Genomic DNA, 16,778 nt, shown 5'->3' on the forward strand with positions numbered 1-16,778 from the left:
GCTGTGTCCTTCTCCGGATACGTGCGTCAGAGCGGCGTCATGCCGCTGACGAGCCAGCGGCCGTCGTGCAACTCGGCGGTGACGCTCACTCGGCTCGAACTGGTGGTGGGTGCGGGGACCGTGGTGCTGACGGTGATCTGGTCGATGAACATCAGCAGGGTGACCCGGTCTCGGGCGGCGCTCAGCACTCCGGCGGACACGATGCGCGCCTTGGTGCTGACGCCCTTCTCCTTGGCGACCGGAGCGATGGTCTCGGTCACCAGGCGGCGGTACTCGTCCTGGAATGAGCCGGTCAGGCCGTCGACCGCGGCGAGATCACGATCGATGGTGTCGGCGCTGTAGCTGAGCATCTCGGCCACGACGCGACCGGCCTCGGGCGGTGCGTCCCGGCGCGCGGCGGCAACGGCGGCATCGCGGTGGTTGTCCCACACCAGGAGTCCGCCGGTGACCGCGAGGGCGGCGATGACCGCGACGATCAGCGCAATCATGTTGCGCCGCAGCATGACAAGGATTCTCCGAGGGAGTACTGATCGATCGGTCACGGCACGAACTCCACGCTCGACATTTTCGGGACGCCGTCGACATCCTTGATCTTCACCGCGAATCGGTAGGTGCGCTGTTCCTGCTGCCGGCTCTGGGTGTTGGTGACCTGGGCGTCGGCGGCGACCAGCACGATGCGAACACCGTCCGCGACGACGGCGCCGGAGCCGTCGTCCGCGGCGAGCGCCGCGGCCACGACCTGGCCGGAGGACAGCACGTCCGCGTCGCGGATGGTCTGCAGGTAATTGCCCGACTGGCTGTGCAACTCGTCCGCGAACGGCGCGGTCGTGATTTCTGCCAGGCGGGCGAAGTCGGCGTCGGCGGTGTCCCGCTTGATGTTGATGAGGGCGGTGACACCCCGGCGTGCGGTATCGATGACGGCGGCGTCGCCGTCCGCGATTGCCTGGGTTCTGCGATGGTCACGCAGGGCGGTTCCCGTAACCGATGCCGCGCCGATGAATGCCGCTACCAGGAGCAGGGCGGCGCAGATGCGAACAATTCGGCGGTTCGAAGGCGTGGGCGCGGAGAGCCGCAGCTCCGGGAAAGTGAACCGGGCGGCCGGCTTTCTCTCTCCCGCCGAGTGCTCGGAATCCTGTTCCGTGGCAGTCGGTTCGGATTCGATGGTCAAGGTATCGGAACTGTCAGCAAGGACGTCCATGACGCTTCCTGGGTGGTGGATGAGTTCACTGCGGGCTTGATGTCTATGTGCCGGTAGGCGTTTCCGTCGGGGGTCACGTACATCGGACTGCCGGGCAGGAATCGGGTGATGCCCGCCGGGGCCGCGGCCGGGGCCAGTTCGTTCGGGCCGTTGTTCCCGGAGGGCGGCACCGCGCCGTTCCGGCACTGTTCGGGGGTCGCCGCTCGCACGCCCGGGTTCTCGAGGCAGGGCAGGTTGCGCGCACCGCGCACGGCGAAGGGTGAATCCTGCGGGACGTTGCAGTACGGATCGGACTCGGTCACCGGGCTTTCGGTATCGGTGGGGCTGCGCCGCTCGTCGGCGGAGATGTACCCCGTGGTGCACGCGGCCGGGTCCTGGAGCTGCACGGCGAACACGACGCTGGCGGCGCCGTCGGCCACACCCCGTGCACCGGCGTTGTTCTGGGCCGCGATCATCGGGGGCAGTAGCACCAGGAGCTGCTCGATGGCGGGGTTGTAGGTCAGCGCGACCTGCCCGACCGTGGTCAGATTCGCCAGCAGCAACGGCAGGGTCGGAGCGAGTTCCTGAAACAGCCGGTCGACCTCGCCGGTCGCGCCGGGTCCGCGTTGCATGATGCCGCGCAGCGCCGGGTCCGCGAGGCTCAGCTGCTCGGTGAGTTCCGTCAGATCGGCTGCCCAGCCGCGTATTTCGTCGCTGCTGACGACCTGGGTGTCCAGCAGGGGAGTGAGCTGCTGAACCAGCGTGACGAGCGCGTCGCCGTCGGCCGCCATGGCGTCGGCGAACGCGACGGTGGAATCGAGCAGTGTGGCCAGATCCTGTCCCGCGCCGCCGAATCCGCGACCGGACTCCTCGAGGACGGTCCGCAGGGTGTCCGGCGGTATCGAGGCCAGGATCTTGCGGGTCTGTTCCAGGATCGGGCCGATCTGGTCGGCGACGCGAACCCGGTCGACCGCGATCGTGTCACCGTCGCCGAGGAAGGGACCCGTGCTGACCCGGGGTTGCAGGTCGACGTACTGTTCGCCGACCGCGGACATGCTGCGGACGCGCGCGGTCAGGTCGCGCGGCACCGGCACCGAGTCGATGAGCGACAGCGTGGCGGTGACACCGGCCGGTGTCAGGTCGACCGAGCTGACGCGGCCGATCGTGTGACCAGCGAAGGTGACATTCGCGTTACCGTAAAGCCCTCCGGCCCTGGGCAATTCGACGGTGACCCGGTAGCGGCCGATGGACAGGGCGTCCGGAATTCGGAGGTAGTAGATGCCGGAGAAGGTCGTCGCCACGATCGCGATGATCGTGAAGACGATGAGCTGAATGCGTACCAGGCGTGAGATGGGTCCGCTGGTGATCTGCTCGCCGGCGGTCGAATCGAGTTGCGGGGCGGTCCGATTCATCGTCCGCCTCCGGTTTCCGCGGCGGGAGCGAACGGGGTGCCGAACAACAGGCCCTGTTGCAGGCGCGGGAGGGTGAGATCCGCTTCGGCCCACAGGTTCATGTAGTCGCCGCGAATGCCTTCGGAGACGGCGACCGGGGGAAACGGGAAGGTGGCGAGCTGATTGAGATTGGCGATGAGATCGTCGCCGGTCGCGGTGATCTGCCGCAGAACGGGGAACAGGGCGGCGAGGTTGCGTTCGAGATCGCCGTGTACCCGCTGGACCAGCGTGACTCCGGCGTCGCCGAAGCGGGTGAGCGCGGCGAAGGCGGACGTGAGTTCCTGCCGGTGCGCGTTCAGCACCCCGAGGGCGGGATCGATCGCGGCGATGGCCCGGCCGATGCTGTCTCCTTCCCGGGTGAGCTGGTCGGCGAGCCGGTCGACGTTGTCCAGCGTGGCGATGATCGCCGCTCGTTGTGAATCCAGCTCGCCCAGCAGGATGTCCATTCGATCGATCACCGCGCCCATCGAATCCGTATGCCCGGCCAGCGCCTTGTTCGTCTCGGTGACGATGGTCTGCAGGTGGCCCAGCCCACCGCCGTTGAGCACCATCGACAGTGCCGCGAGGGTCTGTTCGGTGGTCGGGTAGTCACCGGCGCGCGCGAGCGGGATCACCCCGCCCGCCGCCAGCACCCCCTGCGGGTCGGCGGGTGCGGCGAGCTCGATGTGCGTGGTGCCGAGCAGGCTGGTCTGACCGATCTTGGCGGTGGCGTTGGCGGGCAGCGCGACATCGTGCTCGAGGGTCACGGTGACCAGCGCGTGCCAATCCCGGGTGGTGATGGCGGTGATCGAGCCGACCTCGACGTCCTTGACCAGCACGGGGGCGTTCGGGGTGATGGTCGTGACATCGGGCATCTCGATGACGATCCGGTAGCTGCCCGGACCGTGGCCCTTCATACCCGGCAGCGGCAGCGAGTTCACTCCGGTCCATTGACAGCCGGATACGGTGGCGCACAGCGTGATTCCGCACAGTAGCGCCAGCGATCGATGCGGATGGCGAGGGCGGCTCACCGCGGTTGTCCCGGGAGCAGCAGGTTCTGGAGTTCCGGGGGGCTGTAGACGAGTTGACCGGGACCCGCCCCGGTGCCGATGGTGGGATTGACGCTGAGCTGCGGGTAGTTCATTCGCAACGTGTTCAGCAGTGGGCCGAGGTATTGCTCGCACAACCGTGCTCCTTCCTCCGACGTGGCGTTCTCGAGCGCGGCCACGCCACCGCAGAGAAAGTTGATCGGGTTGCCGAAGTTCTGCAGCCCGAAGATTCCGGTCAGCGCGCCCTGGGCGGGGTTGTAGGTGTTGTAGTAGTTCGCCAGTGCCGTCGGCGCGCGATGCAACGCGGTCTCGAGCCCGTCGCGCTGGGCGACAAGGACATTCGTGGCGTCGACGAGCTGTTGTAGCTGTGTGGTCAGCCCGTCGCGATTGGTGGTGACGAAGGCTTGGATGTCGCCGATCGCGGCGTCGAGGGTGGTGAGGGCCGTGGACAGGTCGCTGCTGTTTCCGGCGAGCACCTCGGTGACCGCGGCCAGTCGTCCCTGGAACACGACGATCTGCTGTTCGCTGCCGGCGAGCGCGGTGGTGAACGCCTGCAGATTCCGGACGGTGCCGAACAGGTCGGCACTTCCCGCGGACAACGTCGACATCGTGGCGGAGAGCTGGTCGATGCTCGCGCGGAGCGTGTCGCCGTTGCCGTCCAGGGCCGCGGCGGCCGAGCCGAGGAACCGTGCGCCCGGACCGGTCGGGTCGGCCTCGTCCGGGGCCAGGGCGCCGGTGATCCGGTTCAGCTGTTCCTCGACCTGATCCCATTCCACCGGGACCGCGGTGCGCTCGAGGGGAATGTCGAGCGAGTGCCCGGCCTCCGCGCCGCCGGTCCAGGCGGGGGTCAGTTGCACGAACCGGGCGGCGACCAAACCCTGTGCCATGACGACCGCCTGCACGCCGGGCGGAAGCCGCAGTGTCCGTGGCAGTCTCAGTCGCACCTCCAGCCCGGTGCCGCGGGGTTCGATGGACTCCACCCTGCCCACCGCGACCCCGACCACGCGGACCTCGTCGCCGATGTAGAGACCGTTGGTCGCGGCGAAGTGCGCGGTGATCGTGTAGTAGCGGGATCGCTCCAGGACCTGATATCCGGCCAGGGCCGTGGCCAGCGCCAGGGCGGCGGCGGCCAGCCGGATCGCCCATCGCCGGCGGGTGGACATGGCGCCGGACCGCCGGCGCAGAGCGCGGAAACTGCTTCGGGTGATCATTTGACCTGCGGTATCGGTAGCGGCGCCGGCGGCAGGCCGAACACGGAATTGAGCAGGGGCTGGGTGAAGTCGCCGGGCACCAGGTTCTGGAGATAGGCGTAGAAGTAGGGTCCGCTGGCAACCGAATCGCCCAGCGTGCCGATGTATTTGGCCAGACCGTTGATGCTCTGCGCGACGTTGTCGCGGTTGTCGTTCAGCACGGTCAGGACCTGGCCGAGTTTGGCCAGCGCCGGAGCCAGATCCGCGTTCGTGTCGTGCACCAGGCCCGAAAGCTGTTGCGAGAGCTGGTCGATGCCGGTGATCAGGCCGCCGAGCGCCTGACTGCGGGCCTGCAGCTCAGCGAGCAGCGAATTGCCCTCCAGCAGTAGTGAATTGACCTGCGGCGCGCGTTCGGACAGCGCGGCGGACACGTGCTCGGCGCCCGAGAGCAGGTCGCGCAGCGCGGTGTCGCGCCGGTTGACCGACTCGGCCAGGCGTTTCATCCCGTCCAGGGCGGGGCGGACCTGCGGCGCGGCGGCGGTCAGAACGTCGGAGACACTGTCGAACGCCCGGGTCAACTGGTCGAGATCGATGTCGCGCAGGGTGTCGGTCGCCTCGTTGAGGACGCTCGGCAGGGTGTACGCCGAGCGTGTGCGCTCGATGGGAATGACGTCCCCCGAACGCATCCGGCCCGCGCCGTCGGGCGTCAGCGCGATGGTGCGGCGACCCAGCAGCGACGTGGTCTTGATGGCCGCGCCGGTCGTGTCGCCGAGCGCGATTCGCGGGTCGGCGGTGAAGGTGACGCGGGCGCGGCCGGTGTCGACGGTGATCTCGGTGACCGTGCCCACCCGCACGCCCGCCGCGGTGACGTCGTCGCCGACGAGCAGCCCGCTCGCGTCCTCGAACAACGCGCCGTACCGCTGAGTGGGTCCGGACAGCAGTGGCACCCTGTCGAATTGCAGGGCGAGCAGGCAACTCGCGACGGTCAGCACGAGCCCGATGAGCCCGACGCGCCCGGCCTGGGCGGGGGACAGGCGCTTCATCTCGGCGCACACCTTCCGGTCTTCTGATCGGTCACGTCGATGACCACCGGATTGCCGTCCGAGCCGGTGAGTTTGAAGGACAGGCCGCACAGGTAGAAGTTGAAGAACGAGCCGTAGGCGCCCATCCGGATGAGCTTGCGGTAGTCGTCCGGTATCCGGTCCAGCGCCGCGTCCAGGGTGTCGAGCTGGTGCACGGCCGGTGTGAGGGCGGTGTTCAGCTCGGTGACCGTGGCGGCCACATCGGGTCGCACGTCGGTGAGCAGCCCGGTGAACGCGTCGGCGGCGGCCGCGAGGCTGTCGACCGTGCGGCCCACGATCTCCCGGTCCCGGGCCAGGCCCGACACCAGTTGCTGGAGATGATCGAGCGTGCTGCTGAATTGGTCTCCGCGCGCGGCTATCTGGTTCAGCACGTTGTCGAGGTTGGTGATCACCCGCCCGATGACCTCGTCGCGATCGGCGAGCGCGCCGGTGACCGACCCGATGCGCTGCAGCACCTGGCCGATGGTTCCGGCTCTGCCCTGAAAGATCTGCAGCAGGGCCAGCGACAGTTCGTTGACCTGTACGGGATCCAGCGCCCGCAGCAGCGGATGGAAGCCACCGAGCAGGGCATCCAGATCGAGTGCGGGTGCGGTGTTCGGCGGCCGAATGGTCGCTCCCGCGGGCAGCACGGTCGTATCCGCCCCGCGCTGCAGCTCGAGGTACCGGTTGCCGACGAGGTCCTCGTACCGGATCACCGCCCGCGTGGAGGAGGTCGGGCGGTCCGCGGTGTTGATCGAGAACTCGACGTGGGCGTTCCGGTCCGACTCGTACCGGACCGAATCCACCGACCCGACCGGAACCCCCGCGATGCGCACCTTGGATCCGGCGGAGATCCCCGACGCGTCGGTGAACACCGCGCGGTAGGTATCGGAGTCGCCGCCGTTCACCTGCGTGAACACCAGAATCATCGCGCCGTTGATCACCAGCATGACCGTGACGAAGATGCTCAGCTTCACCAGATTCGCACGTTTCATCGGCCGGTCCCCAGTCCGAACAGCAGGCTCAGCAGATCCGGGGTGCGAAGCCCGACGCCCTGCCGCGACGGGTCGAACGGATTCACCCCGATATCGGTGACCAGATACGGCACGTTGACCACCGGATCGGTGGCGGGCAGCCCCATGCAGTGCGGCCCACCGGTGGCGTTCACCTCCGGCAGGTCCGCCGGATACGAGTAGGGCGAGGCGCCCGGTATCAGTCCGGCGAGCATCTTGATGCCGGGCTGGGCCGAGTAGGCGGCCGGGTTGGTGCGGTTTCCGGCGGCGATTCCCTTGAAGACACAGGGGATCACCGGGGAGTACAGCGCGAGCATCGCCGTGGTCGGGGCGAGGTCACGAAGGACGTCGGCGAGGCTGGAAGCGTTGCGCTCCAGCACATCCGCGCCCGAGTTGGCCACCGCGGTGGTTCCGGCCAGCAACGGCGTGAGTTGGCCCTGCTGGTCGGTGACGGTGCCGCCGGTCGTGGTGAGCGCCTGGAGTGTGCGCAGCAGTTCGGGTGCGACGTCGGCGTACACGCCGCTGGCCGCGGCCGAGCTGACCAGGAGTTCGGCGATGCCGGGATCGGCCGAATTCACCTGCGCCAGTAGCTCGGAGACATGATCGAGCGTCGCGCCCAGCCGTTCGCCCCGGCCCTGCAGGGCGGTCGCCATCGCACCCAGCGTCGATTCGAGCAGCGCGGGGTCCACCACCGTGAGCAGGTCGGTCAGCTGCTCGAAGATCGTGTTCAGCTCCACCGTGACGCGTGAGATGTCGATCGTCGCACCGGGGGCCAGTCGCCGGGGACCGGATTCGGCAGGGGCGGTGAGGGCCACGACCTTGGCCCCGAAAACGGTGCTGGAGCTGATCTCTGCCCGCACATCGGCCGGAATCGATTCCAGCGCCGAACGGCGCACGCGCAGCGTCAGTTCGGCCACGCCGCCGGTGCGATACTCGATGCCGGTCACCTCACCGACGTCGATGCCGGTCATGGTCACCTTCGCGCCGTCGTCCATGACCAGGCCGGCGCGGTCGGCGATCACGGTCACCGGCACCCAGTCGTCGAAGCGCTGTTGATAGGAGCCGATCACCAGCCAGCCGGTGCCCACGATTCCCGCGACCAGGGCGAGGGCGACAATTTTCGGCGTCGCCTGCCGCAACGCCGGTTTGACCCGATTGAGCACGGGATTCCCCTAACCAGACAGATGAAAGTTGCCGGTGCCGCCGTAGAGCGCGAGCGACACCAGAAGTACGACGAGCACCACACCGATCAGCGACATGCGCACCCCGCGCCCGACGGCGGCGCCCACGCCGGCGGGTCCGCCCGTGGCGGTGAATCCGTAGTGGGTGTGGATGAGCATGACCAGCACGGCGATGGTGAGCGCCTGGACGAACGACCACGCCACGTCGACCGGGTTCAGAAAGGTGGAGAAGTAATGGTCGTAGAGCCCGGGGGATTGCCCGAAGACCACGACGGTCGTGAAGCGTCCCGCCAGAAAGGACGCCATGAGCGCCAGCGAGTACAGGGGAACGATGGTGATCATGCCCGCCGCGATCCGCGTGCTCACCACGTAGGGCACCGGGCGCACCGCCATGGATTCGAGGGCGTCGATCTCCTCGGCGATCCGCATGGCTCCGATCTGCGCGGTGGCCCCGCTGCCGAGCGTCGCCGACAGCGCGATGCCGGCGATGACCGGCGCGGCGATGCGCACATTGATGAAGGCCGAGAGGAACCCGGACAGGGCCTCGATTCCGATGTTGCCCAGTGAGCTGAATCCCTGGATGGCGATGGTGCTGCCGGTCGACATCGTCATGAAGGCGACGATCGCCGCCGTTCCGCCGATCATCGCCAATGCGCCACTGCCCATGCTGATTTCGGCGACCAGGCGCAGCGTTTCGCCGGGATGTCTGGTGACCGCGCCCGGTATCTCGGCAATTGCTTTGATATAGAACAGAATTCGATTGCCGACGTCATCGACGGCCCGTGAGAAGGCGGACAATTGCCGTCGGGTGCGGCCGAATTTCCCGATCTGCGCGAGTGTCATGCCTAGTTGCCCCCGAAGCGAATGCCGACCGCGGTCACGATGGTGTTGACCACGAACAGTGCGATGAACGCGTAGACGACGGTCTCGTTGACGGCCTGCCCGACGCCTTTCGGGCCGCCGCTCACCGACAGTCCGCGATAGCAGGCGACCAGGCCCGCGATCATCCCGAACAGCAGCGCCTTCACCGCGGAGATGGCGAGTTCGGTTGCTCCCGTCAGCAGGGTGATGCCACCGGCGAACGCGCCCGGATTCACCCCCTGCAACAGCACGGAGAACGCGAATCCGCCGCTGATGCCGATGGCGCACACCAGTCCGTTGAGCAGGACGGCAACCATCGTCGAGGCTACGACTCGCGGAATCACAAGCCGCACAACGGGATCGATGCCCAGCACTGCCATGGCGTCGATCTCCTCGCGGATGACCCGGGATCCCAGGTCCGCGCACATGGCGGTCGCCCCGGCGCCCGCGACGATGAGCACGGTGACCATCGGCCCGACCTGCGTCACCGCGCCGAAGGCCGCGCCCGCGCCACTGAGCGAGGCCGCGCCGATCTCGCGCAGCAGGATGTTGAGGGTGAAACTGACCAGGACGGTGAACGGCACCGCCACCAGGACGGTCGGGACCATGGATACCCGGGCGAGCATCCAGCTCTGTTCGACGAATTCGGCGGTGCGGAATCTGGTGGTGGCCAGCCCGCGCACGACATCGCCGATCATGGCGAAGAACTGGCCTACTTCCCGGACGGGTGTTTCGAGACGTTCGAGCTGCATCGATGCTCCAGTGAGCCACTCGGATTCCGCGGCATTCGCGGTGTCGGCCGAGCGAACAGAAATGTGGACTGTTGCTATTACAGTGGGATCGACAATACCTCAGCGCCGCCGGGTTCTGCAGTCGATTCGGTGACCGGAATCGGTGGTTTCCCGGGGTGGATCAGCGCGGCGGCTGCGGTCCGGAACCGGGTTCCGCGGCCCAGAAGAGGCCGCGGAGCCGGACTATGTCGATCTTGCCGGTGGCGCCGTAGGGAATGCGCTCGTCCGAGTCGAGCAGCAACCACACCGTGGGCACCTTGAACGCGCTGAGCACCTCGCGGGCGGCCGCGCGCAGACCCGCCTCGGTGGTCCGGGCGGTATCGCAGACGACGGCCGCGCCGACGCGGTCGCCGTGGTGGCCGGGCACATTGGTCACGAAGACCTGGTCTACCCCGGCGATGCCGCGCAGTGCCTTCTCGACCTCGCTCGGGTACACCGTGGCTCCGCTGACCTTGAACATGTCGTCGAACCTTCCGTGGTAGAACAGGAATCCGGAGCTGTCGAGGCGTCCGAGGTCTCCGGTGGAGTAGAAGCCGTCGGGGGTGAACAGGTCCTCGCGGGCGCGCCCGCACATGCCGCGCAATACATGTGGTCCCCGCAGCTGGATCACCCCGACGGACCCGACCGGCGTCGCACGCCCGTCGTCCGGATCGACGATCCGGAGCTGCATGCCGGGAAAGGGTTTGCCGCAGCTGCCCCAGGCCGCCGGCGGCATATCGGTGTCGGCGGGCCAGCCGCTGTACGGACCGAACGATTCGGTCATGCCGAACAGGTTGGCGCGCGCGCCGGGCCTGGCGCGCACGTCGGCCGGCAGCAGCGCGTCGAGGCTGCCGACCCGCAGGGTGTGCACCCGCACACCGAGCGATTCCGCATGGCGTGCCAGGGTTTCGGCTTGGTCGGGCCAGCCGCGGAACAGCGTGACACCCTCGCGGCGCAGCAGGTCCAGAGTCGATTCCGGGAGCGGGACGGCCTCGGTGACGAGCGTGCCGCCCGCCAGCAGCGCCGAGAGCACGCCCCCGCCGAATCCGCCCACCCAGAAGAACGGCATGGGCAGATAGAGGCGGGTGCCGGCGTCTATCCGGCGGGCGTCGAGTCCGGAGCGAACCGCCGCGAACGCGTTGCCGTGGGAATGGATCACCCCTTTGGGCAGCCCCCGGCTGCCCGAGGTGAACATGATGACCAGGGGGTCGGCGGCGGTGACGGTTTCGGCCACCGCGTCGACGATTCGACCAGCGGCGGCACTCGCTTCCGTGGTGACGAGCTGCTCCACGGTCCACACCCGGCGCAGTGCCGGTAGCGACGGGTCGGGGAGGACAGCTTCGCCCCCGGGCGTGCGGCCCAGCTCGTCGAGATAGCGACGCCCGCGGAACTCCTCGACGGTCACCAGGCACTGCACGGCCGCGACTTTCAGCTGTGCGCGCAGTTCCGGCGGGCGCAGCAGGGTGCTCAACGGCACCAGCACGGCGCCGATCCTGGTCAGCGCCAGCGCGATCTGCACCCATCGGGTGCCGTTGGGCAGCAGCACACCGACGCGGGTGCCCTTGCCGACCCCCGCGTCCAGCAGGGCGGCGGCCAGCTCGCCGGTGGTGGAATCGAGCCGGCCGTAGGTGACTCGCAGCTCCGGATCGATGACCGCCGTCGCGTCCGGTGTGCGCGTGGCGCGCTCACGCACCACCCGGTGCATGGTGTCCGGTGCGGAGACAACGGAGTCCGGCCGCGGTGGCCGTTCGCACCGGCCGAGGACGTAGACGAAATCATCCTCGTCCAGGCGAACCAGCTCACCGGTGTGGAACCAGCCGTCGGGGTCGAAACACTGCTCTCGGCCGTGCCCGTGGTAGCCCTGCATCACGCCGGGCCCGCGAACGCACAGTTCGCCCGCCGCCCCGGAGGGCGCCGCCGCGCCGGTCTCCGGGTCGGCGAGCTTGATCTCGAAGCCCGGGGCGATCCGGCCGAACGAGCCGCGCCGGCGCTCGGGCTGGTCGGACTCGTCGCCGCTGAGCAGCACCGCGCCGCCGGTTTCGGCCATGCCGAGCGTGTCGTGCCGCAATTGGGGGTCGGCCGGGCGGACGTCGCCGCGGATGATCGGGTAGAGCGTGCCGCGTCGGACCGATGACAGATCACGGTGGGGAAAGCTCGGGTGCCGGGCCAGGTGGGCGACGGCGGCGGCGGATCCCAGTGTCCGGTTCGGCTTTTCGGACTCGAGCAGGCCGAGCGTGGCGCTCGCGTCGGTTGTGCTCGAGCACAGCAGGGTGGCCCCGGCGACGAGCGTCGCCACCAGACCGGAGGCGAATCCGTCGATCGAGAAGAACGGCGACGTGGTGAAGGTGACGTCCTGCGCGGTCACGTCACGGACCCGATTCAGGGTGCGCTGATGGCCCAGCAGTGAGCCGTGGGTGTGCACCGCGCCCTTCGGCGCGCCGGTCGAGCCGGTCGTGTAGACCACGGCGAGCGGGTCGGCTTCCCGCACATCGGATTCGAAGGCCGCGAGCAGGTCCGGCGGCACCGTCCGAGCGAGCTGCTCGAGCTCGGCGATATCGCGCAGAAACCGTGATCGCACGGGAGCGCCGCGCAGCGCGACGTGGCGCAGCTGCGGGACCGTGGGGCAGAAGAGTTGTCCGCGCGCACCGATCTCGGTGCCGTCGAGGATGTCCCGGAGACGTTCGACGAAATCGTGCGCGCGATGGGATTTGGTCCCGAGCAGGATCCGCACGTCGCTGTGCGCCAACCGCTCTCGGAGTTCCGCCGTCGCGGCCGTCGTGGACAGCGGCACCACGACCGCGCCGATGCGGGCCGCTGCCAGGGCTCCGATGACGAATTCCGGGCCGTTCGGGTACAGGAGGCCGACGTGCGTGCCCTTGGCAGCGCCCAGGGCGATCAGCCCGCGCGCGAGCGTGGCCGACCGGCGCTCGGCTCCCCGGTAGGTCAGGCGGTCCGCATCGCAGATGAGCAGCGGGCGATCGGGGTGCACGCGGGTGGCCTCGCGCAGCACCGATCCGACGAGCGGCTCGAATCCGGTTCGGTCGTCGACGGTGCTCATCAGCGGATCCTCGGCGCGACGGTGGTCGATCCGTTGACGGGAGGTCGCGCGGCCAGTTGGGCCGTGCCCAGTGGGTTTCCCAGTCGCGTGTAGATGAGTCCCTGGTCGAGCGCGGCGCGGTAGGGCTTGTCCAGCGACTCCCAGATCGCTTTCACCGTGCCCTGGGTGGCGGCCGCGGGCTTGGCCGCGATGGTGACCGCGATGTCGTGCGCACGGGCCCAGAGCCGGTCGGCGGCGACCACTTCCGAGACGAGACCGATGCGCAGCGCGGTATCCGCACCCACCCGTTCGTCATTGCCCATCAACGCGATCCGCAGCGTCTCGGCCAACCCGATCCGGCGGCGCAGGCCGATCGGCTCCAGCGCCGACACCAGGCCGGTCGAGACATGGGAGTCGAAGAAGGTCGCGTCCGAGGAGCAGATCACCACATCGGCCTCGTTCACGAAATAGAACCCGCCCGCGGTGCACATCCCCTGCACCGCGCAGACCACGGGTTTCCACATCTTCTGCCATTTCGGGCTGAGCGCCTCACCGGGATCTTCGTGGTGCCAGACGCTCTCGGGCTGTCCGTAGGAGCTCTTGATGTCCAGACCGGCGCTGAAGGCACGGGGGCCGGCCGCGCGCAGCACCACCGCGTTGACCGAGTCGTCCAGTTTGACCGTGCGCCATGCCCGGGCCATCTCCTCGCACATCGTGCGATTGAAGGCATTGAGCCGGTCGGGACGGTTCAGCGTGATCGTCGCGACCCGATCCGTGGGATCGATCGCCAGCAGGATGGTCTCGAACTCGGTGCTCATTCGCCTTCTCCGATCATCGGCCGTGGAAGTCCGGTGCGCGCCGTTCCCGGAATGCGGCCAGTCCCTCTTTGAAATCCTGAGTGCGACAAGCCAGTTCGAGATCGAAGAGCTCCTGGTTCAGCGCCTGGGGCAGCGTCGCATGCTGACCGTAGGCCAGGGCCTGTTTGGCGAGTCCGATCGCGATCGTGGGGCCCGAGGCCAACCGGGCGAGCAGATCGGCGGTGGCGGCGTCGAGATCGCCGGCGGGGACCTGGTCGTGAATCAGTCCCCAGTCGGCCGCCCGTGCGCCCGGCACCTTCTCCCCGAGCAGCAGCATCCGTCGTGCCCGGGGGAGCCCGATCAGCCTGGGCAGCAGCCAGGTCGATCCCGAGTCGGGGCTGAAGCCGCGACTCAGGAACGGCTCCCAGAACACGCTGTCCGACGCGGCGATCGTGAAATCCGCGGCCAGGGCCAGGTTGCAGCCCAGTCCCGCGGCCCAGCCGCGCACGCTGCACACGACGGGCAGGTGGATGGTGTGCAGCAACTCCACCACCCGGTGGGCGGTGAGCGGGATACGGCGGACCAGGTCCCCGGTGCGCGGGCGCCGGGCGCGGGAGTTCGAAGCGACCCAGTCGACGCCGGCACAGAAGTCATCGCCCGCGCCGGTCAGATGAATCGCACGCAGCGAGTCGTCGGTGGCCGCATCCGTCAGAGACGCGACGAGCGTCTCGATCATGCTTTGGCTCAGGCTGTTTCGCTGCGCACGGCGATCCAGGGTGAGATGCAGGACTGCTCCGTCCCGAGACGCCGTCACCGATCCAGCTGTTGCGGATTCGGATTCTTCGGACATCTGGCCCCCGTTTCGCGCTCACATAGATGCTCATACTGTTTGACATACGGTAGCCAATACCGTTGTCTTAAGCACAAGATAGCAAGCGGGCGCGGGTGACGAAAGAGGATCTATGGCGAAGAGCGGATTCGGCGCGGAACCCCTCGCGGAGACCGTCGCCGCGGCGAGTGTGCTGCGCCGGCTGACCGGACTGCTACTGGCGCAGGAGCGCCCGCACGCGGGCATGGACGCGATGCTGGCGACATTGGCGGAGTGGGAACGCGATCTCCGGGCGACCGCCCCGGGCGACGACCGGCCCCGCATAGGCGACGAGGCCGATGACACACGGCGGATCTACCTCGGGCACGCCTTCGACATCGGGGCGTACAACCCGGTCTTCCCCGAATACGAGTTCGACCGGATCGAGGACGGGACCGCCTGCGGCAGGGTCACTTTCCCGCTCGCCTACGAAGGGCCACCCGGGTTGGTGCACGGCGGGTTCATCGCGGTGTTCGTCGACTGCGCGACCCAGCACCAGAACTGTGCGGTGGGCCTGTCGGGGAAGACCCGGTCGATGACGGTCACCTATCGCCATCCCACGCCGCTGCTGACCGAGCTGCGCTTCGAGATCGAGCGATCGGTGGGCGAGCGCGGGGTGGACTCGACGCTACGGCTCCACCGGGGGGACGAGTTGCTGTGTGTCGGCGAGGTCAGTGCGGTCGGACTGCGGCCCGCCGAGCTGTCCGGGGCGAGCTTCGGCACCCGCCGGCTCGCCCCGTGAGCATGCGAATCAGTCCGCGGCGACCGTGCGGGCGCGAGTGGTCGTCTTCTTGGCGACGGTCTTGGCGCCGGCCGTCTTCTTGGCGGCGACCTTCTTCGCCGCGGCCTTGACCGGAGCGGCTGCGGCGGGGACCCGCTTGGCCGCAGCCCGTTTCGCCGGAGCCTTCGCGGGGGCGGCCTTCCCGGCCTTCGACTTCGACCCCGTCTCGATCAGGCGACTCGCGTTGTCCAGCACGCAATCCAGGCCGAACTGGAAGTTCCGGTCGTCGGGCGCACCGCTCTGATGCCCCTGCGCCCGGGCCCGGGCGAGCAGCGGGGTGGTCTCGGTCGAGATGGTGAGGTTCTCGTAGTACGCGCTCGGACCCTCGCCGGATTCCTGATTTTTGTCGTGAAGACGTTGCAGCACAACGGATCCGCGGACGTGCAGCTGGACGGCGGAGTAGGTGTCGACCGCGTCCCCGAGCGACAGTCCCGCCTCCATCAGGCTCGCGATCACGCCCTCGGTCTGGGTGGCGCCGACCTGGGCGGCCTCGGCACTCAGGGACGACCTGATCAGGATCAGATCGCAGAGGATGGGGCTGGCCAGGAAGGCCCTGCGCATCGTCCAGGCGTGTTCGGTGAGGGTCTCTCGCCAGTTGCCCGCCTCGATGAAGGGCGGTGGCGCGGAGATATCGTCGACGAGCTGGCCCAGCGCGCGGTCGGTCATCGCGTTGAGCAGGTCGTCCTTCTTGCGGAAATACCAGTAGATACTGGTGACTCCCACATCGAGGTGCTTCCCCAGCATGGGCATGCTCAGGTTGTCCAGACCCACCTCCGCGGCGAGTTCGAACGCGCCCTCGAGGATGTCGTCGGGATTGAGAGACCCTCGCTCGCGACGCGGCCGCTTCTCCACGGTTGCCCGCTTCGCCATGTTTCCGCCACCTTCGTGAAGTTCGATCCCGTGCAACGGTTTGCTGTGCCGGTGCCGCGGGTGCGACTTCGATCGAAGTCACCACAGTAAATGATACCGCGAGTACAACTACATCCTCGCCGGAGCCCGGCCCCGCCGTGTCGCGAACGGCGATCGGGGCGGTGTCCGGGCCCGGTGGTGGTCGCGCAACGTCCTACAGTACGAGCCTCACTGGATCTCAGGGCCGGGAATCGAAATCACTTACCCGCCTTCGCCGCTTCCTCCCGTGCGATCCGCTCCTCGTGGTTGCGCACCAGCTCCCGGAAACCGACGGGCTTCCAGCCGGGTTTGGGCTGCACGCCCCACTCGTCGCGGGCCGTGGTCTGTCCCGCGCCTTCGGCCTTGCCGCCCAGCGGCGGGGCGTTGAAGTCGGTGGGCTGCTCGCATTCGAGGGTGTCGTCGGAATAGCGGACCTTCATCATCTCGCTACAGATCTCGGTCAGAGACAGCGTCGGCCACCCCAACCACAGCGCGAGCGCGGGAACGGTGAACGCGCCCTCGATGACCAGAACGAACAGGCAGACGAACACGCCGCGCTGGACCCACTTGTGAATGCCGGCGGCGGCGGGTGTCGTTCCGAGCGGCAGGCTTTCGGGCGCGGCGCCCTCGGACGGTGATGCTGAAATGCTCATGGTTTCCTCTCGGGGCCGAGGA

Annotated in this window: 16 protein-coding genes; 1 reads left to right on the forward strand and 15 read right to left on the reverse strand. The window is 68.4% G+C overall.

Annotated elements, in window-relative coordinates; translation table 11 throughout:
* Positions 1–26: 26 nt before the first annotated feature.
* The 13 genes from ACFVBH_RS26075 to ACFVBH_RS26135 all read right to left on the reverse strand — a co-directional run bounded on the left by ACFVBH_RS26075 (position 27) and on the right by ACFVBH_RS26135 (position 14,416).
* Positions 27–503 carry a hypothetical protein gene (locus tag ACFVBH_RS26075; RefSeq protein ID WP_379005351.1) on the reverse strand — a complete coding sequence of 159 codons (477 nt, stop codon included), beginning with the start codon at positions 501–503 and terminating at the stop codon, positions 27–29.
* 35 nt (positions 504–538) lie between these two features.
* Positions 539–1,198, reverse strand: coding sequence for a hypothetical protein (locus ACFVBH_RS26080; RefSeq protein WP_379005353.1), 660 nt, complete (start codon positions 1,196–1,198; stop codon positions 539–541).
* Entirely contained in the window at positions 1,165–2,589 is a 1,425-nt protein-coding gene (locus ACFVBH_RS26085) for an MCE family protein (protein WP_379005356.1), read from the reverse strand. Before ACFVBH_RS26085 ends, ACFVBH_RS26080 begins: the two co-directional genes overlap by 34 nt.
* Complete coding sequence (locus tag ACFVBH_RS26090; RefSeq protein WP_379005358.1) at positions 2,586–3,638, reverse strand: MCE family protein; 1,053 nt, start codon at positions 3,636–3,638, stop codon at positions 2,586–2,588. Before ACFVBH_RS26090 ends, ACFVBH_RS26085 begins: the two co-directional genes overlap by 4 nt.
* Positions 3,635–4,867, reverse strand: a complete 1,233-nt coding sequence (locus ACFVBH_RS26095; RefSeq protein WP_379005360.1) for an MCE family protein — start codon at positions 4,865–4,867, stop codon at positions 3,635–3,637. The genes ACFVBH_RS26090 and ACFVBH_RS26095 overlap by 4 nt, the downstream gene beginning before the upstream one ends.
* Complete coding sequence (locus tag ACFVBH_RS26100) at positions 4,864–5,889, reverse strand: MCE family protein (protein WP_379005362.1); 1,026 nt, start codon at positions 5,887–5,889, stop codon at positions 4,864–4,866. The genes ACFVBH_RS26095 and ACFVBH_RS26100 overlap by 4 nt, the downstream gene beginning before the upstream one ends.
* The gene (locus ACFVBH_RS26105; RefSeq protein WP_379005364.1) at positions 5,886–6,902 is read right to left on the reverse strand and encodes an MCE family protein; all 1,017 of its coding nucleotides are present in this window, start codon (positions 6,900–6,902) and stop codon (positions 5,886–5,888) included. Before ACFVBH_RS26105 ends, ACFVBH_RS26100 begins: the two co-directional genes overlap by 4 nt.
* Positions 6,899–8,083 carry an MCE family protein gene (locus ACFVBH_RS26110; RefSeq protein ID WP_379005366.1) on the reverse strand — a complete coding sequence of 395 codons (1,185 nt, stop codon included), beginning with the start codon at positions 8,081–8,083 and terminating at the stop codon, positions 6,899–6,901. The genes ACFVBH_RS26105 and ACFVBH_RS26110 overlap by 4 nt, the downstream gene beginning before the upstream one ends.
* A gap of 9 nt (positions 8,084–8,092) precedes the next feature.
* Entirely contained in the window at positions 8,093–8,944 is an 852-nt protein-coding gene (locus ACFVBH_RS26115; RefSeq protein ID WP_379005368.1) for an ABC transporter permease, read from the reverse strand.
* Between the two features lie 2 nt (positions 8,945–8,946).
* Complete coding sequence (locus tag ACFVBH_RS26120; RefSeq protein ID WP_379005370.1) at positions 8,947–9,714, reverse strand: MlaE family ABC transporter permease; 768 nt, start codon at positions 9,712–9,714, stop codon at positions 8,947–8,949.
* A 160-nt stretch (positions 9,715–9,874) separates the two neighbouring features.
* Positions 9,875–12,790, reverse strand: coding sequence for an AMP-binding protein (locus ACFVBH_RS26125; protein ID WP_379005372.1), 2,916 nt, complete (start codon positions 12,788–12,790; stop codon positions 9,875–9,877).
* Entirely contained in the window at positions 12,790–13,587 is a 798-nt protein-coding gene (locus ACFVBH_RS26130) for an enoyl-CoA hydratase/isomerase family protein (protein ID WP_379005374.1), read from the reverse strand. The genes ACFVBH_RS26125 and ACFVBH_RS26130 overlap by 1 nt, the downstream gene beginning before the upstream one ends.
* 13 nt (positions 13,588–13,600) lie before the next feature.
* The gene (locus ACFVBH_RS26135) at positions 13,601–14,416 is read right to left on the reverse strand and encodes an enoyl-CoA hydratase/isomerase family protein (protein WP_379005376.1); all 816 of its coding nucleotides are present in this window, start codon (positions 14,414–14,416) and stop codon (positions 13,601–13,603) included.
* A gap of 112 nt (positions 14,417–14,528) precedes the next feature.
* Between ACFVBH_RS26135 and ACFVBH_RS26140 the strand changes: the two genes are divergently transcribed.
* Positions 14,529–15,176: a PaaI family thioesterase gene (locus ACFVBH_RS26140; protein ID WP_379005378.1), complete on the forward strand. Its 648-nt coding sequence runs from the start codon at positions 14,529–14,531 to the stop codon at positions 15,174–15,176.
* Positions 15,177–15,185: 9 nt separating this feature from the next.
* Here the strand turns inward: ACFVBH_RS26140 and ACFVBH_RS26145 are convergent, their stop codons facing one another.
* Together ACFVBH_RS26145 and ACFVBH_RS26150 are read right to left on the reverse strand one after the other, a co-directional pair.
* Positions 15,186–16,085 (reverse strand): TetR/AcrR family transcriptional regulator, encoded by a 900-nt coding sequence (locus ACFVBH_RS26145; protein ID WP_379005380.1) that lies wholly within the window; start codon positions 16,083–16,085, stop codon positions 15,186–15,188.
* A 236-nt stretch (positions 16,086–16,321) separates the two neighbouring features.
* Complete coding sequence (locus ACFVBH_RS26150; protein ID WP_379005382.1) at positions 16,322–16,756, reverse strand: hypothetical protein; 435 nt, start codon at positions 16,754–16,756, stop codon at positions 16,322–16,324.
* Positions 16,757–16,778: the final 22 nt, after the last annotated feature.

Source organism: Nocardia sp. NPDC057668 (assembly GCF_042799795.1).
GTDB lineage: Bacteria > Actinomycetota > Actinomycetes > Mycobacteriales > Mycobacteriaceae > Nocardia.

Excerpts from the sequence above, each read along its gene's own strand:
- ACFVBH_RS26105 (WP_379005364.1), bottom strand. The coding sequence starts at position 6,902 with ATGAAACGTGCGAATCTGGTGAAGCTGAGCATCTTCGTCACGGTCATG.
- ACFVBH_RS26100 (WP_379005362.1), bottom strand. The coding sequence starts at position 5,889 with ATGAAGCGCCTGTCCCCCGCCCAGGCCGGGCGCGTCGGGCTCATCGGG.
- ACFVBH_RS26145 (WP_379005380.1), bottom strand. The coding sequence starts at position 16,085 with ATGGCGAAGCGGGCAACCGTGGAGAAGCGGCCGCGTCGCGAGCGAGGG.
- ACFVBH_RS26125 (WP_379005372.1), bottom strand. The coding sequence starts at position 12,790 with ATGAGCACCGTCGACGACCGAACCGGATTCGAGCCGCTCGTCGGATCG.
- ACFVBH_RS26085 (WP_379005356.1), bottom strand. The coding sequence starts at position 2,589 with ATGAATCGGACCGCCCCGCAACTCGATTCGACCGCCGGCGAGCAGATC.
- ACFVBH_RS26095 (WP_379005360.1), bottom strand. The coding sequence starts at position 4,867 with ATGATCACCCGAAGCAGTTTCCGCGCTCTGCGCCGGCGGTCCGGCGCC.
- ACFVBH_RS26150 (WP_379005382.1), bottom strand. The coding sequence starts at position 16,756 with ATGAGCATTTCAGCATCACCGTCCGAGGGCGCCGCGCCCGAAAGCCTG.
- ACFVBH_RS26140 (WP_379005378.1), top strand. The coding sequence starts at position 14,529 with ATGGCGAAGAGCGGATTCGGCGCGGAACCCCTCGCGGAGACCGTCGCC.
- ACFVBH_RS26075 (WP_379005351.1), bottom strand. The coding sequence starts at position 503 with ATGCTGCGGCGCAACATGATTGCGCTGATCGTCGCGGTCATCGCCGCC.
- ACFVBH_RS26115 (WP_379005368.1), bottom strand. The coding sequence starts at position 8,944 with ATGACACTCGCGCAGATCGGGAAATTCGGCCGCACCCGACGGCAATTG.
- ACFVBH_RS26120 (WP_379005370.1), bottom strand. The coding sequence starts at position 9,714 with ATGCAGCTCGAACGTCTCGAAACACCCGTCCGGGAAGTAGGCCAGTTC.
- ACFVBH_RS26080 (WP_379005353.1), bottom strand. The coding sequence starts at position 1,198 with ATGGACGTCCTTGCTGACAGTTCCGATACCTTGACCATCGAATCCGAA.
- ACFVBH_RS26135 (WP_379005376.1), bottom strand. The coding sequence starts at position 14,416 with ATGTCCGAAGAATCCGAATCCGCAACAGCTGGATCGGTGACGGCGTCT.
- ACFVBH_RS26130 (WP_379005374.1), bottom strand. The coding sequence starts at position 13,587 with ATGAGCACCGAGTTCGAGACCATCCTGCTGGCGATCGATCCCACGGAT.